The organism is Streptomyces sp. NPDC046215 (assembly GCF_040646215.1).
GTDB lineage: Bacteria > Actinomycetota > Actinomycetes > Streptomycetales > Streptomycetaceae > Streptomyces > Streptomyces stramineus.
Genome location: NZ_JBEYZW010000043.1, coordinates 33,289 through 58,039 on the forward strand (window position 1 = coordinate 33,289; position 24,751 = coordinate 58,039).

A 24,751-nucleotide genomic window follows, 5' to 3' on the forward strand; every position below is an offset into this window, starting at 1 on the left:
CAGCGGATCTGCCGGTGAGGGGCCAACGACGCATGAGTGTACGTGCTCCGGCGCCTGACGTCGAACAGCGTCGCTTCGGGCCGCCGCGGCGCACCGCTGTCGCTGCACTCGTGTGCCCCCCGCGTGCCCCGTCTGGGACGATGCCCCCATGACCGCTGCGACCCCCTCCCAGCCCCCTGTTCAGTCCCCCACCGAGCGCCGGGTCTCCGCCCGCGTCGGGTCGATCTCCGAGTCGGCGACGCTCGCCGTGGACGCCAAGGCCAAGGCCCTCAAGGCCGCCGGCCGCCCGGTGATCGGCTTCGGTGCCGGCGAGCCCGACTTCCCGACCCCCGGCTACATCGTCGACGCCGCGGTGGAGGCGTGCCGCGACCCGAAGAACCACCGCTACACGCCGGCCGGCGGGCTGCCCGAGCTGAAGGCCGCGATCGCCGCGAAGACCCTGCGCGACTCCGGCTACGAGGTCCAGGCGTCCCAGGTGCTGGTCACCAACGGCGGCAAGCAGGCCATCTACGAGGCGTTCGCCGCGATCCTCGACCCGGGCGACGAGGTCATCGTCCCGGCGCCGTACTGGACGACCTACCCCGAGTCGATCCGCCTCGCGGGCGGCGTCCCGGTCGAGGTCGTCGCCGACGAGACCACCGGCTACCGCGTCTCGGTCGAGCAGCTGGAGGCCGCGCGCACCGAGCGCACCAAGGTGCTGCTCTTCGTCTCCCCCTCGAACCCCACCGGCGCCGTCTACTCCCGCGCCCAGGTCGAGGAGATCGGCCGCTGGGCGGCGGAGCACGGCCTGTGGGTGCTGACCGACGAGATCTACGAGCACCTGGTCTACGGCGACGCGGAGTTCTCCTCGCTGCCGGTGGTCGTGCCGGAGCTGCGCGACAAGTGCATCGTGGTCAACGGCGTCGCCAAGACGTACGCGATGACGGGCTGGCGCGTGGGCTGGGTCATCGCCCCCCAGGACGTGATCAAGGCCGCGACCAACCTCCAGTCCCACGCCACGTCCAACGTGTCCAACGTCGCACAGCGGGCCGCGCTGGCCGCCGTCTCCGGCGACCTGGAGGCCGTCGCCGAGATGCGGGTGGCCTTCGACCGCCGCCGGCAGACCATCGTGCGGATGCTGAACGAGATCGACGGCGTTCTCTGCCCGGAGCCGGAGGGCGCGTTCTACGCCTACCCGTCGGTCAAGGCGCTGCTCGGCAGGGAGATCCGCGGCAAGCGGCCCGCCACCTCCGTCGAGCTGGCCGCGCTCATCCTCGAAGAGGTCGAGGTCGCGGTCGTGCCCGGTGAGGCGTTCGGCACGCCGGGCTACCTGCGGCTTTCGTACGCGCTGGGTGACGAGGACCTGGTCGAGGGCGTCTCGCGCATCCAGAAGCTGCTGGCGGAGGCCAAGGCATAACCCTCGGTACGCGCAGTGCTCGCACGGGCTCCCGGCTGCCGCCGGGGGCCCGTCCGCGCTTCCGGGGGTTCTCGGGCGCCGTCCCGCTCCGCCACCCGTTCAGGGGCCGATCAGGAAAGTGCCTTCCGGTTGACCTGCCCGTACGGCAAGATCCTGGGATGGAGAGTGTTCACGCCCATGGCACAGCCGCTGGAAGAGACCTTCGTCTGCTGCCGAAAGCCCATCTGCACCTGCACTTCACGGGCTCCATGCGCCCGTCGACCATGCTGGAGCTGGCCGACAAGTACGGGGTGCACCTCCCCGAGGCGCTGAGCAGCGGAGAACCTCCCCGGCTGCGCGCCACGGACGAACGCGGCTGGTTCCGCTTCCAGCGCCTGTACGACATCGCGCGGTCCTGCCTGCGCTCCCCCGAGGACATCCGGCGGCTGGTCCGCGAGGCCGCCGAGGAGGACGTGCGCGACGGCTCGGGCTGGCTGGAGATCCAGGTCGACCCCACCTCGTACGCGCCGCGGCTCGGCGGGCTGATCCCCGCCCTGGAGATCATTCTGGACGCGGTGGAGAGCGCCTCCCGGGAGACGGGCCTGGGCATGCGGGTGCTGGTCGCCGCGAACCGCATGAAGCACCCGCTGGACGCCCGGACCCTCGCCCGGCTCGCCGTGCGCTACGCCGACCGGGGCGTCGTCGGCTTCGGGCTGTCCAACGACGAGCGGCGCGGGCTGGCCCGGGACTTCGACCGCGCCTTCCAGATCGCCCGCGAGGGCGGTCTGCTGGCCGCGCCGCACGGCGGGGAGCTCTCGGGGCCCAGCAGCGTCCGCGACTGCCTGGACGACCTGCACGCGGGCCGGGTGGGCCACGGGGTGCGCGCGGCGGAGGACCCCCGGCTGCTGCGCAAGCTCGCCGAGCGCGGGGTGACCTGCGAGGTCTGCCCGTCCTCGAACGTGGCCCTGGGGGTCTACGAGAAGCCCGAGGACGTGCCCTTGCGGACGCTGTACGACGCCGGGGTGCCGATAGCGCTGGGCGCGGACGACCCGCTGCTGTTCGGCTCCCGGCTGGCCGCGCAGTACGAGCTGGCGCGCGAGCACCACGGCTTCACGGACGCGGAGCTGGCGGAGCTGGCGCGGCAGTCGGTACGGGGGTCGGCGGCGCCGCCGGATGTCCGGGAGAAGCTGCTCACGGACATCGACCACTGGCTGACGTCCTAGCGGTGGTGCCGGGGCGGCGCCGTCCGGCCCGGCGGGCTAAAGGCTGACGCCCACCGTGACCGGCTCGTTCACCAGCGTCACCCCGAACGCCGCGAACACCCCGTCCCGGACCTCTCGCGCGAGCGCGAGCAGGTCCTCGGTCGTGGCCGCGCCGCGGTTCGTCAGCGCGAGCGTGTGCTTGGTCGAGATCCGGGCCGGCCCGGTCCCGTATCCCTTCGTGAAGCCCGCCTTGTCGATGAGCCACGCCGCGGACGTCTTGGTGAGCCCGTCGCCCGCCGGGTAGGCGGGCGGCGTGACGTCCGGCCCCAGCCGCTCCGCGGCGCGGGCGAGGAACGCCGCGTGCTCGGCCTCGGTGAGGATCGGGTTGGTGAAGAAGGACCCGGCGGACCACGTGTCGTGGTCCGCGGCGTCCAGGACCATGCCCTTGCCGGCCCGCAGGCCCAGCACCGTCTCCCGGGCCCGGGCGGCGGGCACCCGCTCGCCGGCCTCGACGCCGAGGGCGCGGGCGGTCTCCGGGTACTTCAGCGGCGCGGACAGCCCGCCCGCGTCCTCCAGCTCGAAGCGGACCCGGAGCACGACGTAGCGGCCGGGATCCTCCTTGAAGCGGCTGTGGCGGTAGGCGAAGCCGCAGTCGGCGTTGGGGATGGTGACGGTCTCCCCGGCGCGGCGGTCGTAGGCGACGACCTCGGTGATGGTCGAGGAGACCTCCTGGCCGTACGCGCCGACGTTCTGGATCGGCGTGGCACCGGCGGAGCCGGGGATGCCGGCGAGGCACTCGATGCCCGCGAGCCCGGCCTCGACGGTCCGGGCCACGGCGTCGGACCAGTTCTCGCCGGCGGCGAGCTCCAGGCGGGTGCCGTCGAGGGTGAAGCCGCGGCCGGCGATGCGCAGGGCGGTGCCGTCGAACCCCTTGTCGGAGATCACGAGGTTGCTGCCGCCGCCGATGATCAGCAGCGGTGTCCCGCTCGCGTCGGCCTCGCGGACGGTCGCGACGATCTCGTCGTCGGTCGTGGCCGTGACGAGGCGCGTCGCGGGGCCGCCGAGCCGGAAGGTGGTCAGGGGGGCGAGGGGGGCATCGTGGAGTTCCTGCACGCGCCCCAGGGTACGGGGGCCGTCCGCGGGGGCCGCCGGGTGCCTGCGGACGGCATGAGCGGGGGCGGTGGTGGGGGCGGCAGCCGCGGGCATGAGTAAGGGGCGCCCGCAGTGGCGGACGCCCCTTACTCCACCGGCTGTTCGCTTACGGCAGGCGGACGACGGCGCGGGACATGCCCAGCACCTTCTGGCCGGCGCTCTTCACCAGGAGGTCGACGCGGACCGTGCGGGCCTCGTCGTCCTTGGCCGCGACCTTGCCGCTGACCTCGATGAGCGCGCCCTCGGTGTCGTTCGGCACGATGACCGGCTTGGTGAAGCGCACCCCGTACTCGACGACCGCGCCGGGGTCGCCGGCCCAGTCGGTCACCACGCGGACGGCCTCGGCCATGGTGAACATGCCGTGCGCGATGACGTCCGGCAGTCCGACCTCCTTGGCGAACTTCTCGTTCCAGTGGATCGGGTTGAAGTCGCCCGAGGCGCCCGCGTACCGCACGAGGGTGGCGCGCGTCACGGGGAAGGTCTGCGCCGGGAGCTCGGTGCCGATCTCGATGTCGTCGTATGCGATCCGGGCAGCCATCACGCCTCCTCGGCGGCGCGGGCCACCAGCATCGTGTACGCGGTCACTACGTGCTCGCCGGTCTCGCTGTGGACGTCGCCGCGGACCGACACCACCTCGTTGCCGGCCATGGACTTGACCGACTCGATCGTGGAGGTGACCGTCAGCCGGTCTCCGGCGCGGACCGGGCGGGTGTAGGCGAACTTCTGGTCGCCGTGCACCACGCGGCTGTAGTCCAGGCCCAGCTGGGGGTCCTGGACGACCGTCTCGGCGGCCCGGAAAGTGATCGCGAAGACGAAAGTCGGCGGGGCGATCACATCCGGGTGTCCGAGCGCCTTCGCGGCCTCGGGGTCGGTGTACACCGGATTGGTGTCGCCGACGGCCTCGGCGAATTCGCGGATCTTCTCCCGGCCGACCTCGTAGGGGTCGGTGGCCGGGTAGGTCCGTCCGACGAAGGACTGGTCGAGCGCCATGAGCTCGGCACCTCCTGAGTGGACTGGTGAGGAGAACAGGGGAGAGGCAAGGGGGAAACGCGGGGAAGCAGCGGCTGCGGATACGCCATGAGGCCGCCCCCATTGGATGGGGACGGCCTCATGAACGAGCCTGGTGTTATCGCGTCTCGCGGTGAGCGGTGTGCGACTTGCAGCGGGGGCAGTGCTTCTTCATCTCAAGACGGTCCGGGTCGTTACGCCGGTTCTTCTTGGTGATGTAGTTCCGCTCCTTGCACTCCACGCAGGCCAGCGTGATCTTCGGGCGGACGTCGGTGGCAGCCACTGGAGTGCTCCTTGACGGAATGGACGGATGAACGCAGACAAGAGTAGCCGATCGGAGGACCGACCCCACAATCGGCTACTACGTGTAGCGGTGACCGGACTTGAACCGGTGACACAGCGATTATGAGCCGCTTGCTCTACCGACTGAGCTACACCGCTTTGATGCGGGAGAGATCCTCGCCCGAAGGCGAGGAACCTCACACACCAGAGCCCCAATACGGAATCGAACCGTAGACCTTCTCCTTACCATGGAGACGCTCTGCCGACTGAGCTATTGGGGCGAGCGAGGAAGACATTACACGGTTGGCCGCCGAAGGTGAAATCCGTATCCGGCCGCCCTCCCAAGGGCCTCTCCGCGGCCCTCCCGCACCACACCAGTACGACTATTCGTCGCTTGCTCGAAGCCGTTCCGGACGCGCCCTAGGCTCGGACCACGCTGCGTGATCATGCACGCCCGGCCCTGGAGGAGCGCGATGCCCGACAGCCAGCCGCAGCCCCCGAGAAACCCCGGAGGCGACGCCACTTCGCCCGGCGTCCCGTACGGCCCCGCGCCCGGTGACAGCGCCCTGGTGCTGTGCGGCGCCCTGCTCGCCGACGGCCGCACCGTCGACGTCCGGCTCAGCGACGGCCGCATCGAGGCGGTGGGGACGCCCGGCAGCGTCGTCCCCGGCCCGCGGGTCGACCTCAGCGGCTATCTGCTGCTGCCCGCCCCCGCCGAGCCGCACGCCCACAGCGACACCGCGCTCACCGCGGACGCCGAGGGCCCCGTCCCGTACGCCGTCCAGGACGTCCAGCGCCGCGCCACCGAGGCCGCGCTGCTCCAGCTCGGCCACGGCGCCACCGCGCTGCGCTCGCACGTCCGCATCGGCGGCGTCCAGGGCCTGCGCTCCCTGGAGGCCGTGCTCCAGGCGCGGCGCACCCTGCGCGGCCTCACCGACCTCACCCCCGTCGCCGTCCCCCGGCTGCTGACCGGCGTCGCCGGGGCCGACGGGCTGGCGATGCTGCGGGACGCCGTGAAGATGGGCGCGGCCGTGGGCGGCTGCCCCGACCTCGACCCCGACCCGACCGGCTACGCCGAGGCCACCCTGGACCTCGCCGCCGAGTACGGCTGCCCCGTCGACCTGCACACGGACGGGGACGACCCGCCCCGGCTGGCCCGGCTGGCCGCCATGGCCGGGGGCCTGCGCCCCGGCGTCACCGTCGGCCCCTGCGGCGGCCTGGCCCGGCTCCCCCGCGACCAGGCCGCCCGGGCCGCCGAACAGCTCGCGGCGGCCGGGGTGACGGTGGTCTGCCTCCCGCAGGGCGACTGCTGCGCGCTGGAACGGCGCGGGGCGCGCGTCTCCCAGTGCGCGCCGGTGCGGCTGCTGCGCGCGGCGGGCGTGCGGGTGACGGCCGGGAGCGGCGCCGTGCGGGACGCGGCGAACCCCGTCGGCCGCGGCGACCCCCTGGAGGCGGCCTTCCTGCTGGCCTCCCGCGGCGAGCTGTGCCCGGCCGAGGCGTACGAGGCGGTGAGCGGCCGGGCCCGGGCGGCCATGGGGCTGCCGCGGGTGCGGGTGGAGGCCGGCTTCCCGGCTGAGCTGCTGGCCGTGCGGGGCGAGCGGATCGAGGGGGTGCTCTCCCTGGCCTACAGCCGCCTGGTGGTGCACCAGGGCCGGGTGGTGGCCCGCACGAGCGCGGTGCGGGAGTACTGCGACTCGTCGGCGGTGGCGGCGCTGGACCTGCCCCGGCAGTCGTCCCGCGGCGGCGAGCCCTCCTGACGTGCGGAGCGGGGCGTACCGCGTACGGTCGGATCATGCGCATTGTCATCGCAGGTGGACATGGTCAGATCGCGCTGCGGCTGGAGCGGCTGCTCGCCGGGCGCGGTGACGAAGTGGCGGGCATCATCCGCAGGCCGGAGCAGGCGGGCGATCTGCTCGCCGCCGGTGCCGAACCGGTGGTCTGCGACCTGGAGTCGGCGTCCGTCGAAGATGTCGTCCGGCACCTGGAGTCGGCCGACGCGGCCGTCTTCGCGGCCGGGGCGGGCCCGGGCAGCGGCATCGAGCGCAAGGACAGCGTGGACCGCGCGGCGGCGTCCCTGTTCGCGGACGCGGCGGAGGCGGCCGGGGTGCGGCGCTTCGTCGTCGTCTCGTCCATGGGGGCCGACCGCGAGCCGCCGGAGGGCACCGATCCGGTCTTCGCCGCCTACCTGCGCGCGAAGGCCGCGGCCGACGCGGACGTCATGGCGCGGGCCGGCCTGGACTGGACGATCCTGCGCCCCGGCAGCCTCACCGACGAGCCCGGTACGGGTCTGGTGACCCTGGCGGAGTCGACGGGCCGCGGCGCGGTGCCCCGGGACGACGTCGCGGCGGCCCTCGCGGCGCTGCTCGCGGAGCCGGGCACGGCGGGGCTCACCCTGGAGCTGGTCGGCGGCGACACGCCCGTGGAGAAGGCCGTCCGGGACGTCGCGCGGGGCTGAGGGCGCAGCCGGACGCGGTCCGGGGCGAAAAGTGCGGCAGATCACGTCGCGCGGGCCGTGGGCGGCCGGGAATCGTGGAAACGGCCGGAAAACACAGAAGGACCTCTCCGAATGGAGAGGTCCTTCTCATGTGGCGGCGCCAGGGTTCGAACCTGGGTAGGCTGAGCCGGCAGATTTACAGTCTGCTCCCTTTGGCCACTCGGGCACACCGCCAAGGGTTGTCGCCGCGGTTTCCGCCTTGCGGTGGAACTCCGGGGCAACGACGTAAACCATACCCGATGACCAGGGGTGGTCCGCCACTCGATTCGTCGCCCCTCCCCCGGGCCCCGGGTGGCTAGGCTGGCGGGGTGGTCTGCACGGCCGCACCCCTGATGGATCTACGTACGAGGAGCCAACTCAATATGGCCGACTCCAGTTTCGACATCGTCTCGAAGGTCGAGCGGCAGGAGGTCGACAACGCCCTCAACCAGGCCGCCAAGGAGATTTCGCAGCGCTACGACTTCAAGGGCGTCGGCGCCTCGATCGCCTGGTCCGGCGAGAAGATCGAGATGCGGGCCAACGCCGAGGAGCGGGTCAAGGCGGTGCTCGACATCTTCGAGACCAAGCTGGTCAAGCGCGGCATCTCCCTGAAGTCCCTGGACGCGGGCGAGCCGCAGCCCTCCGGCAAGGAGTACAAGATCTTCGCCTCCATCGAGGAGGGGATCTCGCAGGAGAACGCGAAGAAGGTCGCCAAGATCATCCGCGATGAGGGCCCCAAGGGCGTCAAGGCCCAGGTCCAGGGCGACGAGCTGCGCGTCAGCTCCAAGAGCCGCGACGACCTCCAGACCGTCCAGGCCCTCCTCAAGGGCAAGGACCTGGACTTCGCGATCCAGTACGTCAACTACCGCTAGCCGTACCGGACACGGGACGGGCACGCCGCGGACCTGACGCGCGGGAGGGCGGGCCGGAGAGCTTTTCTCCGGCCCGCCCTCTTCGCGTGCCGCGGGGTGCGCCGGCCGGCTACCAGCGGTACCCGGCGTACGCCTGGTCCGTCGGGACGATCTCGCGGCCCAGCGGCATCAGGGACAGCGGGATCAGCTTGAAGTTCGCGATGCCCAGCGGGATTCCGATGATCGTCACGCACAGCGCGATGCCGGTGAAGATGTGGCCGAGCGCCAGCCACCAGCCCGCGAAGACGAACCAGATGACGTTGCCGACCAGCGAGCCGGCGCCGGCGTCCCGTCGCTCGACGGTCGTCCGGCCGAAGGGCCACAGGGCGAAGCCGGCGATACGGAACGAGGCGATACCAAATGGAATCGTAATAATCAGGACACAGCAGATCAGTCCGGCGATCACATAGCCGATGGCCATCCAGAAGCCGCACAGGACCAGCCAGACGACGTTCAGAATGAGCTTCATAAAGGCCAGCCTTCCATGCGTCGGGTCACTCGGCGAGTGAGACGCGTGTACCCCCGGACGTGGTTGCGCGTGCCGTCCGGGGCCGCCGGGCGGGGCCTCAGGGGCGGTATCCGGCCATGCCTTCCAGGCGGCGGACGCGCTCGGCCATCGGCGGGTGGGTGGAGAAGAGCTTGGACAGGCCCTCGCCCGTGCGGAAGGGGTTGGCGATCATCATGTGGCTCGCGGTCTCCAGGCGGGGCTCGGGCGGCAGCGGGAGCTGCCGGGTGCCCGCTTCGAGCTTGCGGAGGGCCGAGGCCAGGGCCAGGGGGTCGCCGGTGAGCCGGGCCCCGGAGGCGTCCGCCTCGTACTCCCGGGAGCGGCTGACGGCCAGCTGGATGAGCGAGGCCGCGACGGGACCCAGCAGCATGATCATGATCATGCCGACGATGCCCGGGCCCTCGTCGTCGTCCGACCTGCCGAAGGGGATCAGCCAGGCGAAGTTGACGAGGAACATCACCACCGAGGCCAGCGCGCCCGCGACGGAGGAGATGAGGATGTCGCGGTTGTAGACGTGGCTGAGCTCGTGGCCGAGGACGCCGCGCAGCTCGCGCTCGTCGAGGAGGCGCAGGATGCCGTCGGTGCAGCAGACGGCGGCGTTGCGGGGGTTGCGGCCGGTGGCGAAGGCGTTGGGCGCCTCCGTCGGGGAGATGTACAGCCTCGGCATGGGCTGGCGCGCGGCGGTGGAGAGCTCGCGGACCATGCGGTAGAGCCCGGGTGCCTCGAACTCGCTCACGGGCCTGGCGCGCATCGCCCGCAGGGCCAGCTTGTCGCTGTTCCAGTAGGCGTAGGCGTTGGTGCCCAGGGCCAGCAGGACGGCCACGATCAGGCCCGTCCGCCCGAAGAGGCCACCGATGGCGATGATGAGTGCGGACAGCCCCCCGAGGAGGACGGCGGTCCTGAGCCCGTTGTGCCGGCGGTGCACGGTACGCCCTCCAAATGGTGCGGCGGGGGAACCCTTTGCTGCGGCGTTGCCCCTTTCCCGTTCGGGGTTCCGGTGGAGTCCCGGTGGGTCTCCATTGGAACCTTCCGAACAGGTCAACGCCGGATGGAGGCAGCTAGTTCCCTTGTGCACGCGAGGGCGCGCTGGGCCGTACGGGTGACCTCGGTTACAGCAGGGCTCCCGAGGCGAAGCGCAGGACGAGCTGCGGGGCGCCCGACAGGACGATGCCCAGGGCGGCCGCGAGGGCCATGGCGGCCGCGAGCGGCAGCGGGACGCGCGCGCGTCCGGCGCCGGCCTCCGGCGCCGTCTCCTGGCCGTCGGCCGGGCGGAAGAGGACCGCCGTCCACTGCAGGTAGTAGTACAGGGCGATGACGACGTTGACGGCCATGACGACGGCCAGCCAGCCCAGCCCCGCGTCGACGGCCGCCGAGAAGACGGTGACCTTGGCGAACAGCCCGATGACGCCCGGCGGCAGGCCGGCCAGGCACAGCAGGAAGAAGCCGAGGGCGAGGGCCGCCAGGGGGTTGCGCCGGTAGAGGCCGCGGTAGTCGGAGATGCGGTGGGCCGGGCTCGTCCGGGCGACGAGCGCGGCGACGGCGAAGGCGCCGAGGTTCACGGCCGCGTACATCAGCGCGTAGGCGACGGTGGAGCCGATGGCGTGCGCGGGTTCGTCGGTGTAGCCCGCCGCGGCGATCGGGACGAGCAGGTAGCCCGCCTGGCCCACGGAGGACCAGGCCAGCAGGCGGACGGCGCTGTGCGGGCGGTCCGGGCGCTGGCGCAGGGCCGCGGCGTTGCCGACGGTCATGGTGAGCGCGGCGAGGACGGCGAGGGCGGGGCCCCACACGTCGGCGTAGGAGGGGAAGGCGACGACGGTCACCAGGATCAGGCCGGTGAATCCGACCGCCTTGCCGATGACGGAGAGGTAGGCGGCGATGGGCAGGGGGGCGCCCGCGTAGGTGTCGGGGACCCAGAAGTGGAAGGGCACGGCCGCGGTCTTGAAGGCGAAGCCGACGAGGGTGAGGGCCACACCCGCCCGGGCGAGGGTCTCCAGGCGCGGGTCGACGCCGGTGAGGGCCTCGGCCAGCTGGGTCAGGTGCAGGGTGCCGGTGGTGGCGTAGACGAAGCTGACGCCGAGCAGCATGACGGCGGTCGCGGTGACCGAGGAGAGGAAGAACTTCAGGGCCGCCTCGGAGGAGCGGCGGTCGCCGCGCCGCAGGCCGACGAGGGCGAAGGCGGGCAGGGAGGCCACTTCGAGGGCGACGACGAGGGTGGCGAGGTCCCGGGAGGCGGGCAGCAGCGCGGCGCCCGCGGCGGAGGACAGCAGCAGGAACCAGTACTCGCCGGCGGGGAGTTTGAAATCGATCAGGTCGCTGATGGACAGAAGGGCCGTCAGCAGGGCGCCGCCGAGCACCAGGAGCTGGATGACGAGGGTGAAGTGGTCGGCTGTGTAACTGCACGCGCTGCCGGCGGTGGTGCCGGTGAGGCAGAACGTGGAGCGGTCGCCGCCCCGCAGCGGCAGCAGGGAGAGCCCGGCCAGGGTGAGGCCGCCGAGGGCGAGCCACCCGAGGAGGGGCTTGCGCTCCTCGGGGAGGAAGAGGTCGGCGACCAGGATGACGAGCGCCATCACGGCCGTGACGGTGGGCGGGGCGATGGCGAGCCAGTCGACGGACTGGACCAGGGAGCCCATCAGTTGCCTCCTCGGAGGAGCTGCTGCACGGCCGGGTCGGTGAGGCCGAGGAGGGCCGCGGGCCAGAGACCGGCGAGGACGGTGAGGACGACGAGGGGGGTCCAGGCGGCGAATTCGTAGGCCTTGACGTCCTGGCCGGCGGCGAGGGCGGGTTCGCCTCCCGGGCCGGCGGCGGGGGAGCCCATGCAGACGCGGCGGACGACGACCAGCATGTACGCGGCGGTCAGCAGGGTGCCGAAGCCGGCCAGGGCCATGAAGGTGAGGTAGGCGGGGCGGCTGAGCCCCTCGGCGGGCCGGAACGAGCCGAACATCGCGAGCATCTCGCCCCAGAAGCCCGCGAGGCCGGGCAGGCCGAGCGAGGCGGCGGCGCCGAAGGCCAGGAGGCCGCCCAGGCGGGGAGCCTTGCCGTAGAGGGCGGCGCCGGTGGTGCCGGAGAGGGTGTCGAGGTCGCTGGTGCCGTAGCGGTCCTTGATGGCGCCGACGAGGAAGAAGAGGAGGCCGGTGATGAGGCCGTGGGCGATGTTGGCGAAGAGCGCGCCGTTGACGCCGGTGGGGGTGAGGGTGGCGATGCCCAGGAGGACGAAGCCCATGTGGCCGACGGACGAGTAGGCGATCAGGCGCTTGAGGTCGCCCTTGGCGCCGGTGCGGGCGAGGGCCAGGCAGACCAGGGAGCCGTAGATGATGCCGGCGACGGCGAAGGCGGCGAGGTAGGGCGCGAGGGTGTGGGCGCCGTCCGGGGCGATGGGCAGGACGATGCGGACGAACCCGTAGGTGCCCATCTTCAGCAGGACGCCCGCGAGGAGGACCGAGCCGACGGTGGGTGCGGCGGTGTGGGCGTCGGGGAGCCAGCTGTGCAGGGGCCACATCGGGGCCTTGACGGCCAGTCCGATGCCGATGGCGAGGACGGCGATCAGCTGGGTGGTGCGGCTCAGCCCGGAGCCGTTGTCAGTGGCGAGTGCCACCATGTCGAAGGTGCCGCCCTTGAGGCCGAGGAGGAGGAGGCCGAGCAGCATGACGACGGAGCCGAGCAGGGTGTAGAGGATGAAGCGCCAGGCCGCGCGCTCGCGGCCCTCACCGCCCCAGCGGGCGATGAGGAAGTACATCGGGATGAGCACCATCTCGAACGCCAGGAAGAACAGCATCAGGTCGAGGACGGCGAAGCTCGCGAGGGTGCCGGATTCGAGCACGAGGATCAGTGCGACGAATGCCTTGGGAGACGGGCCCGCGGGCATTCTGAAGTAGCTGTACAGCGCGCACAGGAACGTCAGCAGCGCGGTCAGGACGAGCAGCGGCAGCGAGACGCCGTCGACGCCGAGGTGGATCCGGATGCCGAGGGCCGGGATCCAGCTGATGTCGGTGGTGCCCTGCATCCGGGCCGGGCTGTCGTGGTCGAAGCCGGCGGCCAGGGCGACGGTCAGCGCGAGCACGGCGCCCGTGACGGTGACGCCGTGGCGGAGCACCGCCTGGTCGGGGCTCTTGCCCTTGAGGCCGGGCGGGGCCGGGAGCAGGGCGGCGAGGGCGCCGAGGAGGGGGACGACGACGGTCGCAGCGAGGAGGGTCTGCATGACGGTATGACTCACGGTCAGGCTCCGGTGGCTACGAGCACGGCGGCGACGGCCAGGACGACGGAGCCGGCGAGCAGGGCGCTGAGGTAGGTCTGCACATTGCCGGTCTGGGCGCGGCGGACGGCCCAGCCGAGCAGGCGGGGGGCGGTGCCGGCGCCGCGCACGTAGGCGTCGACGACTTCGCGGTCGAGGAAGCGGGCGAGGCGGGCGGCGTCGCGCACGGGGCGGACGAAGAGGGTGCTGTAGACGGCGTCGAGGTGGAAGCCGGCCGCAGCGTGGCGGTGCAGGGGGCCGAGGAGGAGGCGGCCGGGGTCGGCCGGGTCCGGGGCGGAGGCGATGTTCCCGTAGACGGCCTCGTGGGTGGCGATGGCTTCCTCTTCGGAGGCGGCCGGGGAGGCGTCCGGGTCGGCGGCGACGGCGCCCATCGGGGTGCGGGCGGCGAGGGCGGCGGTGCGGCGCCGGGCCGCGCAGGTGACGAGCACGCCGGCGAGGGCGCAGCCGGTGCCGAGGACGGAGGTGGTGAGGGTCGGGGTGAGGGAGTGCCCGTCGAACCAGTCGGGGAGCTTCCAGGCGGCCAGGCCGAGGCCGAGGGCGGGGAGGAAGAGGACCCACAGGACGGCGTTCATGGCGGCGGGCTGCCGGCCGTGGTCGGGGGCGTCGGTGCCCTTGCCGTGGAAGGCGAGCAGCCACAGCCGGGTGGCGTAGGCGGCGGTGAGGAGGGCGGTGAGCAGTCCGGCGGCGAGGACGGTCCAGCCCGCCGCGCCGGGGATGCCGGGGGTCTCGCCCAGGGCCGAGTGCTCGGCGGCGCCGAGGACGGCTTCCTTGGAGAAGAAGCCGCTGAACGGGGGGATCGCGGCGAGCGCGAGGAGGGCGACGGTCATCGTCCAGTACGCGTCGGGGATGCGCTTGGCGAGGCCGTTCATCCGGCCCATCGCGGCCAGCGAGTTGGTGCCGGCGGCGTGGATGATCACGCCGGCGCCGAGGAAGAGGAGGGCCTTGAACGCGCCGTGGGTGATGAGGTGGAAGACGGCCGCGCCGCGGTCGCCGACGGCCAGGGCGCCGGTCATGTAGCCGAGCTGGCCGACGGTGGAGTAGGCGAGGACGCGTTTGATGTCGTCCTGGGCGAGGGCGGCCAGCGCCGAGCCGACCATGGTGACCGCGGCCATGACGGCGAGCACGACCAGCGCCGCCGCGGAGGCGGCGAAGACGGGCAGGAGCCGGGCGATGAAGTAGACGCCGGCCGCGACCATCGTGGCGGCGTGGATCAGCGCGGAGACGGGGGTGGGGCCGGCCATCGCGTCGGGCAGCCAGGTGTGCAGCGGGAACTGCGCGGACTTGCCCGCGACTCCGGCGAGGAGCAGCAGCGCGATGAGGGTGGGGTGCTCGATGCCGCCGGAGGCCGCGGCGGTGAGGATGCCGTTGATGCGGAACGTTCCGGCGTCGGCGGCCAGGGCGAGGATGCCGATGAGGAAGGGGACGTCGCCGAGCTTGGTGACCAGGAACGCCTTGAGGGAGGCGGCGCGCGCGGCCTCGGTCTCCCAGTAGTGGCCGACCAGGAAGTACGAGCAGATGCCCATGATCTCCCAGCCGACCAGGAGCACCATCAGGTCGCCGGAGTAGACGACGAGCAGCATCGCGGAGGTGAAGAGGGAGACGAGGGCGGCGTAGGAGGGGTAGCGGGGGTCGTCGCGCAGGTAGGCCGTCGAGTACAGCTGCACGCAGGTGGCGACGGTGCCGACCAGGACGGCGACGAGGACGGCGTAGCCGTCGAGGTGCAGGGCCAGCTCGACGGGCACGGAGCCGGTGGGGGTCAGTTCGGTGGCGGCGTCGAGGGTCTCGCCGGCGCCGGTGCCGCCGCCCTGCCGCCAGGCGACGACGGCGGCGAGGACGGCCGCGGCGAGCGTCGGGAGGACGGCGAGGGGGCGGACGAACCCGGGTGCGCGGCGGCCGAGCAGCAGGCCCGCGAGGGCGCCGAGGAAGGGCAGCAGCGGTACGAGGACGGCGGTGGTCGTGGTGCTCACGCGGCGGCCTCGGCCTTCTCGTCGCGGTCGGCGTGGTCGGGGGCGGTGCCGGGCCCGGGTTCGTCCTCGTGGAGGTCGCGGAGCCGGTCGACGTCGGCCGTGCCGCGGTTGCGGTACACGAGCAGCACGATCGCCATGCCGATGCCGATCTCGGCGGCGGCGATGGCGATGGTGAAGAGGGTGAGGGCCTGGCCGGCGTGGAGCTCGTCGCGCAGCCAGACGTCGAAGGCGACGAGGTTGAGGTTGACGGCGTTGAGCATCAGCTCGACGGACATCAGGACGAGGATCGCGTTGCGCCGGGCGAGGACGCCGTACAGGCCGACGCAGAAGAGGAGGGCGGCGAGCACGGCCGGGTAGACGAGATGCATCAGCTCTTGTCCTCCTTGCCGTTCTTCCGGGAGAGCACGATCGCCCCGACGAGGGCGGCGAGCAGCAGGACGGACAGGGCCTCGAACGGCAGGACCCAGTGCCGGAAGAGGAACTCGCCGGTGACCGCGGTGGAGCCCTGCGCGGGGCCTTCGAGGTGGATCCAGGTCGTGCGGAAGGCGTCGACGACCACCCAGACCAGGGCGGCGGCCGCGGCGAGCGCGACCGCGAGGGCCGGGTAGCGGTTGCCGGAGTCGGCGTCCGGGGAGCGGCCGATGGGGGCCTTGGTGAGCATCAGTCCGAAGAGGAGGAGGACGACGACGGAGCCCACGTAGATCAGTACCTGGACCCAGGCGATGAACTCCGCCGTGAGCAGGAGGTACTCCACGGCCAGGCCGCCGAGCGTCACGACGAGCCAGAGGGCGGCGTGCACCAGCTGCTTGGTGGTGACGGTGACGAGGGCCGCGCCGAGGGTGACGAGGCCGACGAGGAGGAAGGCGACCTCGACACCGCTCGTCGAGAGGAAGCCGTGGGCCTCCGCGGCGAGCACCGCGGTGCCGGTCATGCCTCTCCCTCCTTCTCCTGGGTCTCCTGCGCCTGCTGGGCGGCCAGTTTCTCGGCCGTCTTGCGGGCGGCCGCGATCTCCTTGGGTTCCTCGGCCGCCGCGTCGAGCGCGGGCGGCTCGGGCACGGTCCACATCCACTCGCGGAGCTTGTCGCGCTCGTGGGTGAGGTCGTGGATGTCGGTCTCGGCGTACTCGAACTCCGGGGACCAGAAGAGCGCGTCGAAGGGGCAGACCTCGATGCAGATACCGCAGTACATGCAGAGCGAGAAGTCGATCGCGAAGCGGTCCAGGACGTTGCGGCTGCGCTCGCGGCCGCCGGGGGCGGCCGGGGGCACCGTCTCCTTGTGGGAGTCGATGTAGATGCACCAGTCCGGGCACTCGCGGGCGCACAGCATGCAGACCGTGCAGTTCTCCTCGAACAGGCCGATCACGCCGCGGGAGCGGGGCGGCAGCTCGGGCTGCACGTCCGGGTACTGGGCGGTCACCGTGCGACGGGTCATCGTGCGGAGGGTGACGGCGAGGCCCTTGGCGAGGCCGCTGCCGGGAAGGCCCATCAGGAGATCACCACCTTGACGACGCCGGTCAGCGCGATCTGCGCGAGGGCGAGCGGAATGAGAGCGGTCCAGGCCAGCTTCTGGAGCTGGTCCTCGCGCAGGCGCGGGTAGGTCACCCGCAGCCAGATCACGACGAAGGCGAGGGCGAGGGTCTTCAGGAGCGTCCACAGCCAGCCGAGGCCGTCCGCTCCGAAGGGGCCGTGCCAGCCGCCGAGGAAGAGCACGGTGGTCAGGCCGCACAGGACGACGATGCCGGCGTACTCGGACAGCAGGAACAGCGCGAACCGCAGGCCGGTGTACTCGGTGTACGCGCCGAAGATGATCTCGGAGTCGGCGACCGGCATGTCGAAGGGCGGGCGCTGGAGCTCGGCGAGGCCGGCGGTGAAGAACACCAGGCCGCCGACGATCTGCCAGGGCACCCACCACCAGTGGAAGGCGTCCACGATGCCCGGCAGCGACACGGTGCCGGCGGCCATCGCGACGGAGGCCGCGGCGAGCAGCATCGGCAGCTCGTACGCCAGCAGCTGGGCGGCCGTGCGCAGGCCGCCGAGCAGGGAGAACTTGTTGGCGGACGCCCAGCCGGCCATCAGCGAGCCGAGGACGCCGACGCCCATGACGGCGAGGACGAAGAAGATGCCGGCGTCGACGGCCTGCCCGACGGCGTTGCCGGGCCCGACCGGGATGGCGATCAGCACCAGGAGGTACGGGAGGAGGGCCACGGCCGGCGCGAGCTGGAAGATCCGCCGGTCCGCGCCCGCGGGCACGACGTCTTCCTTCTGCGCGAACTTCACGCCGTCCGCGACGAGCTGGGCCCAGCCGTGGAACCCACCGGCGTACATCGGGCCGAGCCGGCCCTGCATGTGGGCCATGACCTTGTGCTCGGTCTGCCCGATGGCGAGCGGCAGCACCAGGAAGACGACGAAGACGGCGGCGAGGCGGAGCACCACGTCGAGGGTGTCGCTCACGGGGTGTCACCTCCGCGGGGGTGGGGTTGGTCGTCGGGCCGGGGTTCGGGGCCGGGTTCGGGCCGGGGTTCGGGGTCGCCCGGGGCGGGCTCCGGGCCGGGTTGGGCTGAGCCGCTTTCGGCTGAGCCGCTCTCGGCTGCGCCGGGCTCCTCGGGGGTGGGGCCGGGGGCCGGGCCGGGGCCGGGGGGCGCGCCCGGGGCGTTGTCCGGAGTGGCCGGAGGCGTCTCGGGGGCGGCCGGGGCCTCAGCCGGGGCCGGGGTCTCGGCCGGGGCCGGGGTCTCGGCCGGGGCCGGGGTCTCGGCCGGGGCGGGGCCGCGGGCGCCGTCGGCGTCCGGGCCGGTGGCCGGGGCCGGGGGCTGATCGTCGACTGGCCGGGCCTCGGGGGCGGTGGGGGCCTGGGTCTCGGCCGGGGCCGGAGTCACGGCCGGGGTGGACGGTGCGCCGTCACCGCTCGGCGCGGCCGCGCCGGAGGCCGTGTCCGCGGGCGGAGCTGCCGGGGCGCGCCCGGCGTCCCCGTTCCCCCGGGCGGCCGGGGTCGCGGCCGCGGCCGGGGTGCGGCCCTCGCCTGCGGCGCCGGTGGGCTCGGAGGCGACACCCGGAGTCTCGGCCGGGTCGTCGTCGCCGCTCTCACGGGTGGTCGCGGCCGGGGCGTCGGCCTCGGCCGTGCCCGGGCCCGTCGGCGGGGACGGTTCGGTGGTGCGCGCGTCGGCGGGGCGGGCCGGCTCGTCCTCGAAGGCCGGGCGGGCGTGGTGCCAGGGGGCGTCGGCCGAGCGGGGTGCGCGGCGCGCGGGCTCGGCGGGTGTCTCGGCCGGTGTCGGTGCGGGTGCCTGCGCGCCGGCCGGGGCTTCGCTCGCGCTGTCACCGGCCGGGACGCCGGCCTCAGCAGCCTGCCGGCTCGCGGAGCCCTCGCTGACGCTGCGGCTGCGCCGGGCCGGGGCCGCGGCCGGAGTACCGGCCTCCGCGGACGCCTGACTCGCCGAACCCTCGCTCACACTGCGGCTGCGCCGGGCCGGTGCCGCGGCCGCGGCACCCGCCTCCGCGGACGCCTGACTCGCCGAACCCTCGCTCACACTGCGCGCACGCCGCACCGGCGCACCCGCGCCCGCCTCCGCGGACGCCTGACTCGCCGAACCCTCACCCACGCTGCGCGCACGCCGTGCCGGGCGTTCGCCGGCCGCGGCGCCCGCGGCGCGGGCTCCTCGGGCGGGGCGGGCGGGGGCCGGGGGGAGCTGGCCCTTGAGGGGGCCCCACTCGTTGGGGTCGGGGACGCCCGGCGGGAGCATCTGACGACGCTTCGGGCCGCCTCCCTCGGACTCCCCCGGCTCCTTCGCTCCCGGCCATGCCTTGGCCACCCGCGCGGCCAGGACGAAGTCCTTGCGCAGGGGGTGGCCTTCGAAGCCCTCGGGGAGCAGCAGCGGGACGAGGTGGGGGTGGCCGGTGAAGTCGACGCCGAACATTTCGTGCGTCTCGCGCTCGTGCCAGGCCGCCCCGGCGAAGACGCCGGTCGCGCTGGGCAGGGCGGGGGCGGCGTGCGGCACGGTGGTCCGGACGACCAGGCGCCGGACCGCCCCGCCGCCGGCGGGCGGCAGCGCGGCGAGGTGCGCGCAGATCCGGAAGCCGGTGCCGGGCTCGTCGACGGCGCTCAGCCAGTCGAAGAAGGTGCAGCCGAGAGTGTCCCGCGCGGTTTCCAGCGCGGTGATCCAGGCGGCGGCGGGAACGTCGACGGTGAGGAGCGCGTACGCCTCCTCGGCGGTCGCCCCCTCGCCGAAGAGTGCGCCGGCGCCGCCCGGGAGCCACCCGACGGCGGGCTCGGGGGCGCCTTCGGCGGCGCCCTCAGAGGCACTGTCGGGGGTGCCTTCAGGGGCGCCTGGGACAGCGGCCTCGGCGCCGTCCTCGGCGGGGTTCGTCGGGTCGGTCGTCATCGGTCCGTCTCCCCCGGGGCCGGGGCCGGGGCCGAGGTCGGTTCCGGGCCGGCGCCCGGAGCCGGCGGCGGTGTCACCAGGCCGCTGCGCAGCGCCGCGGCCGAGGCACCCCCGCCGGAGGCGTACCGCTCGCCCAGCGACTCCTTGGCGATCTTCTCCTGGAGCTTGAGGATGCCCTGGAGGAGCGCTTCGGGCCGGGGCGGGCAGCCGGGTACGTAGACGTCGACGGGGATGATCTGGTCGACGCCCTTGGTGACCGAGTACGAGTCCCAGTAGGGCCCGCCGCAGTTGGAGCAGGCGCCGAAGGAGATGACGTACTTGGGCTCGGGCATCTGCTCGTAGAGCCGCTTGACGGCCGGGGCCATCTTGTCCGTCACCGTGCCGGAGACGATCATGAGGTCCGCCTGGCGGGGGCCCGGGGCGAAGGGGATGACGCCGAGGCGGATGAAGTCGTGCCGCGCCATGGACGCGGCGATGAACTCGATCGCGCAGCAGGCGAGCCCGAAGTTGAAGACCCACAGGCTGTAGCGGCGGCCCCAGTTCAGGACCACCTTCATGGGTTCGGGCGCGAGGCGGGAGAGCACACCGAGCCGGCGCGGCTCGGGCAGGTCCACCGGGGGTGTCACGTCCATTCGAGGACGCCCTTCTTCCATGCGTACAACAGGCCCACGGCGAGGAAGCCGAGGAAGATGAACATCTCCACGAGCGTGGTGCCGCCGAAGCCCGGGGCGGCGAAGACCGTCGCCCAGGGGAACAGGAAGATCGAGTCCACGGCGAAGATCACGTACAGGAAGGCGTAGACGTAGTAGCGGACCTGGGTGTGGGCCCAGCCCTCGCCGACGGGGTCGACGCCGCACTCGTACGTCAGCAGCTTCTCGGGGGTCGGCACGACGGGCCGCAGCAGCCGCCCGGCCGCGAAGGCCACGGCGACGAACAGCACCCCCACGACCGCCAGCAGTCCGACGACGGAATAGCTCTGGAAGTAGTCCGCCGCGAGGTGGACATCGGCATCACTGGTGCGCACGGTGGCCTCCGGCACGTCCGCCCCTCGCTCCCTGTCCCGCTTGTTCGACGATCTGTACGCACGGGAGTCTAGGCCCTGACACGCTCATGGTGAGCAGCGCTGTCCGGCCGGAGGTGGGGTTATCCCCACCCGGCGGCACCCACGACCCCCATGGCATCGGTGCGCCCGGCCCGGCAAGCTTGGGCCATGACCGCCAGCAGTGCCGCACGCAGCACGACCCCGAACACCGTCCAGGACGTCGTCGAGAACGACTCCTCCGGCCCCCTCACCGACGTCTCCGCCGAAGGGGAAAAGCTGCCTCCGGCCCGCTTCGCGTTCGGCTCGCGGACGTGGAAGGAGATCCTCCACCTCCAGCTCAACCTGTTCACGGGAATCCTGGAATTCCTGTACGTGGCGCTGTGGCTGTACGCGGGCGCCGCCCTGTCGATCACCGTGATCGGGCTGCCGCTGCTGGCGGCCGGGCTGATGGGGTCGCGGGTGCTGGGGAAGCTGGAGCGCAAGCGGGCGCGGGTGCTGCTGGGGCTGCGGATGGAGGAGCCGAGTCCGCTGGCGCGGCACCGCAGGAACCACGGGTTCTTCCCGTGGCTGTGGTCGACGCTGAAGGACCCGGTGGCCTGGCGCAGCACCCTGTACGCGTTCATACGACTGCCATGGGGTGTTCTCACTTTCGCCCTCACCCTGTGCGCGCTGTTCGTCGCCTGGCCGGTTCTGGGCCACCTGGCGCGAGGTCTGACCAATCTGGACCGGGCGATGGTGCGGGGGCTGCTGTGCCCGTCCAGTGAGCTGGAGCGCCGGGTCGCGGAGCTGGAGGAGGACCGGGGAGTGGTGGTCGACACCGCCGCCGCCGACCTGCGCCGCATCGAGCGCGACCTGCACGACGGCGCCCAGGCCCGGCTCGTCGCCCTCGCGATGGGTCTGGGGATGGCGAAGGAGAAGCTGCTGGAGGACCCGAAGGCGGCTGCGGAGATGGTGGACGAGGCGCACGGCGAGGTGAAGCTCGCCCTCCAGGAGCTGCGCGACCTCGCCCGCGGCATCCACCCGGCGGTGCTGACGGACCGTGGTCTGGACGCGGCGCTGTCGTCGGTGGCGGCGCGGTGCACGGTTCCGGTGGCGGTGTCGGTGGAGCTGTCCGCCCGGCCGGCGCCGGCCATCGAGGGCATCGCCTACTTCACCGTCAGCGAGCTGCTGCAGAACATCAGCAAGCACAGCGCGGCCCGCACGGCGGGCGTCGAGCTGTGGCGGGACGGCGACCGGCTGCTGATCCAGGTGCGTGACGACGGTCGCGGCGGCGCGACGACGGCGACGGGCAGCGGGCTGGCCGGCCTGGCGGAGCGGCTGGGATCGGTGGACGGGGTGTTCGCCGTGGACTCCCCGGCCGGCGGCCCGACGGTGGTCACCGCCGAGCTGCCGTGGCGCGACCGCACCGCGGGCTGATCCACCCCGCATCAGGGTCGAATCCCCACAAAGGGCCCATCGCAGGGTAGGGGCAACCCCACCCCCAGGACACCTACTCGCTCCATGGTCCGTCCCCGCGCGCTCGGGGAATCTTGAGGTACGAGCCAGCCCCTTGGGAGATCGGACGACTTGATGGCCATCTATGACGGAAGGACGTCGGCACCCCGCAGCCACCGGGTGCCCGCCGTGCTGCGCGCGCCGCTGGAGGGCCGTACCTGGCGGGAGTTCCTCTACCTCCTGCTCAGCCTGCCGATCTCGATCGTCGCCTTCGTCTTCGCGGTCACGATGGTGTCCCTCGGCGCCGGCCTGCTGATCACCTTCCTCGGGGTCCCGGTGCTGGCCGCGGGGCTCGCCGGGGCGCGGGGGCTGGGGGTGCTGGAGCGGGCCCGGGCGCGGGCGCTGCTGCGGGTGAAGGTGGCCGAGCCCGAGCCCGTCCGGCCGCGAAAGGGCACCCGCGGACCGCTGGCCTGGACGGGGGCCCTGCTCAAGAGCGGGACGTCCTGGCGGCACCTGCTCTACATGGCGCTGCACTTGCCGTGGGCGATCTTCGCGTTCGTCGTGTCGCTGGTGATGTGGTCGGTCGGCTGGGCGCTGCTGCTCTACCCGGCGTACGCCTGGATGTACCCCACCTACTGGGGCCAGGACGGCATGCAGCTGTACGGCGACAACGACGGCACCACCGTCTACCTCGACAACCCCTTCGAGATCGGGGTCACCGCCGGCGCGGGCCTGCTCGTCGTCCTGGCCACGCCGTGGGTCATCCGCGGGCTCGCGGGGGTCGAGCGGCTGGCGGTCACGGGGCTGCTGGGGCCGTCCCGGCTCGCGACCCGCGTGTGGGAGCTGGAGGAGGACCGGGGTGTCGTCGTCGACACCGCCGCCGCCGACCTGCGCCGCATTGAGCGCGACCTGCACGACGGCGCCCAGGCCCGGCTCGTCGCCCTCGCCATGGACCTGGGGCTCGCGAAGGAGAAGCTGGAGGAGGACCCCGAGGCCGCCGCCCGCATGGTGGACGAGGCGCACGGCGAGGTGAAGCTCGCCCTCCAGGAGCTGCGCGACCTCGCCCGCGGCATCCACCCGGCGATCCTCACCGACCGGGGGCTCTCCCCGGCCCTGTCGGCGCTGGCCGCCCGCTGCACCGTGCCCGTCGCCGTCGACGTGGACCTGCCGGCCCGGCCGGCGCCGGCCATCGAGGGCATCGCCTACTTCACCGTCAGCGAGCTGCTGCAGAACGTCAGCAAGCACAGCGCGGCCCGCACGGCCCGCGTGGAGGTGTGGCGCTCCGGCACCCGCCTGATGCTCCAGGTGTCCGACGACGGCAAGGGCGGCGCGTCCACGGCCACGGGCAGCGGGCTCGCCGGCCTGGCCGAGCGGCTGGGCTCGGTGGACGGGCTGCTGGTGGTCGACTCCCCCGTGGGCGGCCCGACGACCGTCACCGCCGAGCTGCCCTGGCGCGGCTGACCCGGCGCCCCCTCCCCCGGCGTGCGGGCGTCGACCGGACCCGGCCGGATGCTGAGATGCTTGGAGCGTCGAAGCATGCAGCACGAGCCCGGCGCGGGACGCCGGGGCTGGGGGGCCGGAAAACGTGGAGGACAGGGTGCGGGTCGTCATCGCCGAGGATTCGGTGCTGCTCCGGGAGGGCCTGACCCGGCTCTTGACCGACCGGGGGCACGACGTCGTGGCGGGTGTCGGCGACGCACAGGCGCTGATCAAGGCCATCGAGGAGCTCGCGGCCGAGGGCGCCCTGCCGGACGTGGTGGTCGCGGACGTCCGGATGCCGCCGACTCACACCGACGAAGGGGTGCGGGCCGCGGTGCAGCTGCGCCGGGACCACCCGGGGCTGGGTGTGCTGGTGCTGTCGCAGTACGTGGAGGAGCAGTACGCGACCGAGCTGCTGGCCGGCAGCAGCCGGGGCGTGGGCTATCTGCTCAAGGACCGGGTGGCCGAGGTCCGGGAGTTCGTGGACGCGGTCGTGCGCGTCGCCCGGGGCGGCACCGCCCTGGACCCCGAGGTCGTCGCGCAGCTGCTGGGCCGCAGCCGCAAGCAGGACGTGCTGGCCGGCCTCACTCCGCGGGAGCGGGAGGTCCTCGGCCTGATGGCCGAGGGACGGACGAATTCCGCGGTCGCCCGGCAGCTGGTGGTGAGCGACGGCGCCGTGGAGAAGCACGTCAGCAACATCTTCCTGAAGCTGGGACTGTCCCCGAGTGACGGGGATCACCGGCGGGTGCTGGCCGTGCTGCGGTACCTCAGGTCGTGATCGTCCGGCGGTCCGCCGTTCGGATGGAGCCGCCCTGGTAGGACGGCCCGCCGTCCGGGAGACCTAGCACCAAAGACCTAGAGGCGAACGTCCCTCCCAGGGGGCGCGGGCACGGCTCAGGGGGCGGGCAAAGCATGACGTACCAGGACATGCGGAAGCCGTACGTCCCCTTTCTTCTCGTGATCCATCCCAGGTAGGCGACCCTTACCCACGTACGATGGCCGTGGGTAAGCCGGTCGGCACCACCGTGTGCGCGCCGCCGCCATGAGGGAGGTCCGAAGCAGTGACCAGCCAGGTCAGTAGCCCGGCCGAACAGGCCGAACCAACCGAGCGTGCGAGTGGGGACGCCCCGCCGCCGACCGCACAGGAACCGGCACTCCTCACCGTGCCCCACCACTCCCCGAACGGGGCGGACGGGGTGGGTGGCAAGGAGGTGCGTCGTCTGGAGCGGGTGATCATCCGGTTCGCGGGGGACTCGGGTGATGGTATGCAGCTCACGGGTGACCGTTTCACGTCGGAGAC

General features: G+C 73.0%; 24 protein-coding genes, 3 tRNA genes and 1 pseudogene. 9 read left to right on the forward strand and 19 right to left on the reverse strand.

Annotated features, from left to right (window positions below; translation table 11 throughout):
* Window positions 1-148 precede the first annotated feature (148 nt).
* Both ABZ951_RS19745 and ABZ951_RS19750 read left to right on the forward strand, forming a co-directional pair.
* A complete protein-coding gene (locus ABZ951_RS19745; protein WP_344090674.1) occupies window positions 149-1,396 on the forward strand; it encodes a pyridoxal phosphate-dependent aminotransferase in 1,248 nt (415 codons plus the stop codon).
* A gap of 158 nt (window positions 1,397-1,554) precedes the next feature.
* Window positions 1,555-2,598 carry an adenosine deaminase gene (locus ABZ951_RS19750; protein WP_344090672.1) on the forward strand — a complete coding sequence of 348 codons (1,044 nt, stop codon included), beginning with the start codon at window positions 1,555-1,557 and terminating at the stop codon, window positions 2,596-2,598.
* A gap of 36 nt (window positions 2,599-2,634) precedes the next feature.
* On the opposite strand, the gene ABZ951_RS19755 is transcribed toward ABZ951_RS19750, so the two are convergent.
* The 6 genes from ABZ951_RS19755 to ABZ951_RS19780 all read right to left on the reverse strand — a co-directional run bounded on the left by ABZ951_RS19755 (window position 2,635) and on the right by ABZ951_RS19780 (window position 5,300).
* Window positions 2,635-3,690, reverse strand: coding sequence for a UDP-N-acetylmuramate dehydrogenase (locus ABZ951_RS19755; RefSeq protein WP_344090669.1), 1,056 nt, complete (start codon window positions 3,688-3,690; stop codon window positions 2,635-2,637).
* A 145-nt stretch (window positions 3,691-3,835) separates the two neighbouring features.
* Entirely contained in the window at window positions 3,836-4,267 is a 432-nt protein-coding gene (locus tag ABZ951_RS19760; RefSeq protein WP_344090667.1) for a MaoC family dehydratase, read from the reverse strand.
* A complete protein-coding gene (locus ABZ951_RS19765; protein WP_344090665.1) occupies window positions 4,267-4,719 on the reverse strand; it encodes a MaoC family dehydratase N-terminal domain-containing protein in 453 nt (150 codons plus the stop codon). Before ABZ951_RS19765 ends, ABZ951_RS19760 begins: the two co-directional genes overlap by 1 nt.
* 136 nt (window positions 4,720-4,855) lie before the next feature.
* Window positions 4,856-5,020, reverse strand: a complete 165-nt coding sequence (gene rpmG / locus ABZ951_RS19770) for a 50S ribosomal protein L33 (protein WP_030986111.1) — start codon at window positions 5,018-5,020, stop codon at window positions 4,856-4,858.
* 85 nt (window positions 5,021-5,105) lie between these two features.
* Window positions 5,106-5,178: transfer RNA gene (locus ABZ951_RS19775), tRNA-Met, on the reverse strand.
* 49 nt (window positions 5,179-5,227) lie between these two features.
* Window positions 5,228-5,300 (reverse strand) — tRNA-Thr (locus tag ABZ951_RS19780).
* A 192-nt stretch (window positions 5,301-5,492) separates the two neighbouring features.
* On the opposite strand from ABZ951_RS19780, the gene ABZ951_RS19785 reads away from it, so the two are divergent.
* Together ABZ951_RS19785 and ABZ951_RS19790 are read left to right on the forward strand one after the other, a co-directional pair.
* Window positions 5,493-6,776: an amidohydrolase family protein gene (locus ABZ951_RS19785; RefSeq protein WP_361280351.1), complete on the forward strand. Its 1,284-nt coding sequence runs from the start codon at window positions 5,493-5,495 to the stop codon at window positions 6,774-6,776.
* Between the two features lie 35 nt (window positions 6,777-6,811).
* Window positions 6,812-7,474 carry an NAD(P)H-binding protein gene (locus ABZ951_RS19790; protein ID WP_344090660.1) on the forward strand — a complete coding sequence of 221 codons (663 nt, stop codon included), beginning with the start codon at window positions 6,812-6,814 and terminating at the stop codon, window positions 7,472-7,474.
* Between the two features lie 131 nt (window positions 7,475-7,605).
* On the opposite strand, the gene ABZ951_RS19795 is transcribed toward ABZ951_RS19790, so the two are convergent.
* Window positions 7,606-7,687, reverse strand: a tRNA-Tyr gene (locus ABZ951_RS19795).
* 188 nt (window positions 7,688-7,875) lie between these two features.
* On the opposite strand from ABZ951_RS19795, the gene ABZ951_RS19800 reads away from it, so the two are divergent.
* Window positions 7,876-8,364, forward strand: a complete 489-nt coding sequence (locus ABZ951_RS19800) for a YajQ family cyclic di-GMP-binding protein (protein WP_344090658.1) — start codon at window positions 7,876-7,878, stop codon at window positions 8,362-8,364.
* A gap of 109 nt (window positions 8,365-8,473) precedes the next feature.
* Here ABZ951_RS19800 and ABZ951_RS19805 read toward each other — a convergent pair whose 3' ends face one another.
* The 12 genes from ABZ951_RS19805 to ABZ951_RS19860 all read right to left on the reverse strand — a co-directional run bounded on the left by ABZ951_RS19805 (window position 8,474) and on the right by ABZ951_RS19860 (window position 20,535).
* On the reverse strand, window positions 8,474-8,872 hold the full coding sequence (locus tag ABZ951_RS19805; protein WP_344090656.1) for a YccF domain-containing protein: 399 nt from the start codon (window positions 8,870-8,872) through the stop codon (window positions 8,474-8,476).
* A 97-nt stretch (window positions 8,873-8,969) separates the two neighbouring features.
* A complete protein-coding gene (gene htpX, locus ABZ951_RS19810; RefSeq protein WP_344090653.1) occupies window positions 8,970-9,833 on the reverse strand; it encodes a zinc metalloprotease HtpX in 864 nt (287 codons plus the stop codon).
* Between the two features lie 184 nt (window positions 9,834-10,017).
* On the reverse strand, window positions 10,018-11,538 hold the full coding sequence (locus ABZ951_RS19815) for an NADH-quinone oxidoreductase subunit N (RefSeq protein WP_344090650.1): 1,521 nt from the start codon (window positions 11,536-11,538) through the stop codon (window positions 10,018-10,020).
* Window positions 11,538-13,103 carry an NADH-quinone oxidoreductase subunit M gene (locus ABZ951_RS19820; RefSeq protein WP_344090781.1) on the reverse strand — a complete coding sequence of 522 codons (1,566 nt, stop codon included), beginning with the start codon at window positions 13,101-13,103 and terminating at the stop codon, window positions 11,538-11,540. The genes ABZ951_RS19815 and ABZ951_RS19820 overlap by 1 nt, the downstream gene beginning before the upstream one ends.
* Before the next feature lie 17 nt (window positions 13,104-13,120).
* Window positions 13,121-15,124: an NADH-quinone oxidoreductase subunit L gene (locus tag ABZ951_RS19825; RefSeq protein ID WP_344090647.1), complete on the reverse strand. Its 2,004-nt coding sequence runs from the start codon at window positions 15,122-15,124 to the stop codon at window positions 13,121-13,123.
* A complete protein-coding gene (nuoK, locus tag ABZ951_RS19830) occupies window positions 15,121-15,492 on the reverse strand; it encodes an NADH-quinone oxidoreductase subunit NuoK (RefSeq protein WP_344090645.1) in 372 nt (123 codons plus the stop codon). Before nuoK ends, ABZ951_RS19825 begins: the two co-directional genes overlap by 4 nt.
* Entirely contained in the window at window positions 15,492-16,055 is a 564-nt protein-coding gene (locus tag ABZ951_RS19835; RefSeq protein WP_344090643.1) for an NADH-quinone oxidoreductase subunit J, read from the reverse strand. Before ABZ951_RS19835 ends, nuoK begins: the two co-directional genes overlap by 1 nt.
* Window positions 16,052-16,612 (reverse strand): NADH-quinone oxidoreductase subunit I, encoded by a 561-nt coding sequence (locus ABZ951_RS19840; RefSeq protein WP_344090779.1) that lies wholly within the window; start codon window positions 16,610-16,612, stop codon window positions 16,052-16,054. Before ABZ951_RS19840 ends, ABZ951_RS19835 begins: the two co-directional genes overlap by 4 nt.
* Entirely contained in the window at window positions 16,609-17,574 is a 966-nt protein-coding gene (locus ABZ951_RS19845) for a complex I subunit 1 family protein (protein ID WP_344090641.1), read from the reverse strand. Before ABZ951_RS19845 ends, ABZ951_RS19840 begins: the two co-directional genes overlap by 4 nt.
* Window positions 17,571-19,496 (reverse strand): NADH-quinone oxidoreductase subunit C, encoded by a 1,926-nt coding sequence (locus ABZ951_RS19850; protein ID WP_361280356.1) that lies wholly within the window; start codon window positions 19,494-19,496, stop codon window positions 17,571-17,573. The genes ABZ951_RS19845 and ABZ951_RS19850 overlap by 4 nt, the downstream gene beginning before the upstream one ends.
* A complete protein-coding gene (locus tag ABZ951_RS19855; protein WP_344098067.1) occupies window positions 19,493-20,128 on the reverse strand; it encodes an NADH-quinone oxidoreductase subunit B family protein in 636 nt (211 codons plus the stop codon). Before ABZ951_RS19855 ends, ABZ951_RS19850 begins: the two co-directional genes overlap by 4 nt.
* A complete protein-coding gene (locus ABZ951_RS19860) occupies window positions 20,119-20,535 on the reverse strand; it encodes an NADH-quinone oxidoreductase subunit A (RefSeq protein WP_344098069.1) in 417 nt (138 codons plus the stop codon). The genes ABZ951_RS19855 and ABZ951_RS19860 overlap by 10 nt, the downstream gene beginning before the upstream one ends.
* A 171-nt stretch (window positions 20,536-20,706) precedes the next feature.
* Between ABZ951_RS19860 and ABZ951_RS19865 the strand changes: the two genes are divergently transcribed.
* The 4 genes and pseudogenes from ABZ951_RS19865 to ABZ951_RS19880 form a co-directional block, all read left to right on the forward strand.
* Window positions 20,707-21,954: a sensor domain-containing protein gene (locus ABZ951_RS19865; protein ID WP_344098070.1), complete on the forward strand. Its 1,248-nt coding sequence runs from the start codon at window positions 20,707-20,709 to the stop codon at window positions 21,952-21,954.
* A 153-nt stretch (window positions 21,955-22,107) separates the two neighbouring features.
* Entirely contained in the window at window positions 22,108-23,433 is a 1,326-nt protein-coding gene (locus tag ABZ951_RS19870; protein WP_344098071.1) for a sensor domain-containing protein, read from the forward strand.
* Between the two features lie 124 nt (window positions 23,434-23,557).
* Window positions 23,558-24,229, forward strand: coding sequence for a response regulator transcription factor (locus ABZ951_RS19875; RefSeq protein WP_344098072.1), 672 nt, complete (start codon window positions 23,558-23,560; stop codon window positions 24,227-24,229).
* Between the two features lie 283 nt (window positions 24,230-24,512).
* Window positions 24,513-24,751: pseudogene (locus ABZ951_RS19880) on the forward strand (2-oxoglutarate ferredoxin oxidoreductase subunit alpha); the annotation flags it as partial.

Excerpts from the sequence above, each read along its gene's own strand:
- ABZ951_RS19870 (WP_344098071.1), top strand. The coding sequence starts at position 22,108 with ATGGCCATCTATGACGGAAGGACGTCGGCACCCCGCAGCCACCGGGTG.
- ABZ951_RS19815 (WP_344090650.1), bottom strand. The coding sequence starts at position 11,538 with ATGGGCTCCCTGGTCCAGTCCGTCGACTGGCTCGCCATCGCCCCGCCC.
- ABZ951_RS19745 (WP_344090674.1), top strand. The coding sequence starts at position 149 with ATGACCGCTGCGACCCCCTCCCAGCCCCCTGTTCAGTCCCCCACCGAG.
- ABZ951_RS19790 (WP_344090660.1), top strand. The coding sequence starts at position 6,812 with ATGCGCATTGTCATCGCAGGTGGACATGGTCAGATCGCGCTGCGGCTG.
- ABZ951_RS19750 (WP_344090672.1), top strand. The coding sequence starts at position 1,555 with ATGGAGAGTGTTCACGCCCATGGCACAGCCGCTGGAAGAGACCTTCGT.
- ABZ951_RS19855 (WP_344098067.1), bottom strand. The coding sequence starts at position 20,128 with ATGGACGTGACACCCCCGGTGGACCTGCCCGAGCCGCGCCGGCTCGGT.
- ABZ951_RS19850 (WP_361280356.1), bottom strand. The coding sequence starts at position 19,496 with ATGACGACCGACCCGACGAACCCCGCCGAGGACGGCGCCGAGGCCGCT.
- ABZ951_RS19765 (WP_344090665.1), bottom strand. The coding sequence starts at position 4,719 with ATGGCGCTCGACCAGTCCTTCGTCGGACGGACCTACCCGGCCACCGAC.
- ABZ951_RS19800 (WP_344090658.1), top strand. The coding sequence starts at position 7,876 with ATGGCCGACTCCAGTTTCGACATCGTCTCGAAGGTCGAGCGGCAGGAG.
- ABZ951_RS19835 (WP_344090643.1), bottom strand. The coding sequence starts at position 16,055 with ATGACCGGCACCGCGGTGCTCGCCGCGGAGGCCCACGGCTTCCTCTCG.
- ABZ951_RS19820 (WP_344090781.1), bottom strand. The coding sequence starts at position 13,103 with ATGCAGACCCTCCTCGCTGCGACCGTCGTCGTCCCCCTCCTCGGCGCC.
- ABZ951_RS19760 (WP_344090667.1), bottom strand. The coding sequence starts at position 4,267 with ATGGCTGCCCGGATCGCATACGACGACATCGAGATCGGCACCGAGCTC.
- ABZ951_RS19865 (WP_344098070.1), top strand. The coding sequence starts at position 20,707 with ATGACCGCCAGCAGTGCCGCACGCAGCACGACCCCGAACACCGTCCAG.
- nuoK (WP_344090645.1), bottom strand. The coding sequence starts at position 15,492 with ATGCATCTCGTCTACCCGGCCGTGCTCGCCGCCCTCCTCTTCTGCGTC.
- ABZ951_RS19805 (WP_344090656.1), bottom strand. The coding sequence starts at position 8,872 with ATGAAGCTCATTCTGAACGTCGTCTGGCTGGTCCTGTGCGGCTTCTGG.
- ABZ951_RS19785 (WP_361280351.1), top strand. The coding sequence starts at position 5,493 with ATGCCCGACAGCCAGCCGCAGCCCCCGAGAAACCCCGGAGGCGACGCC.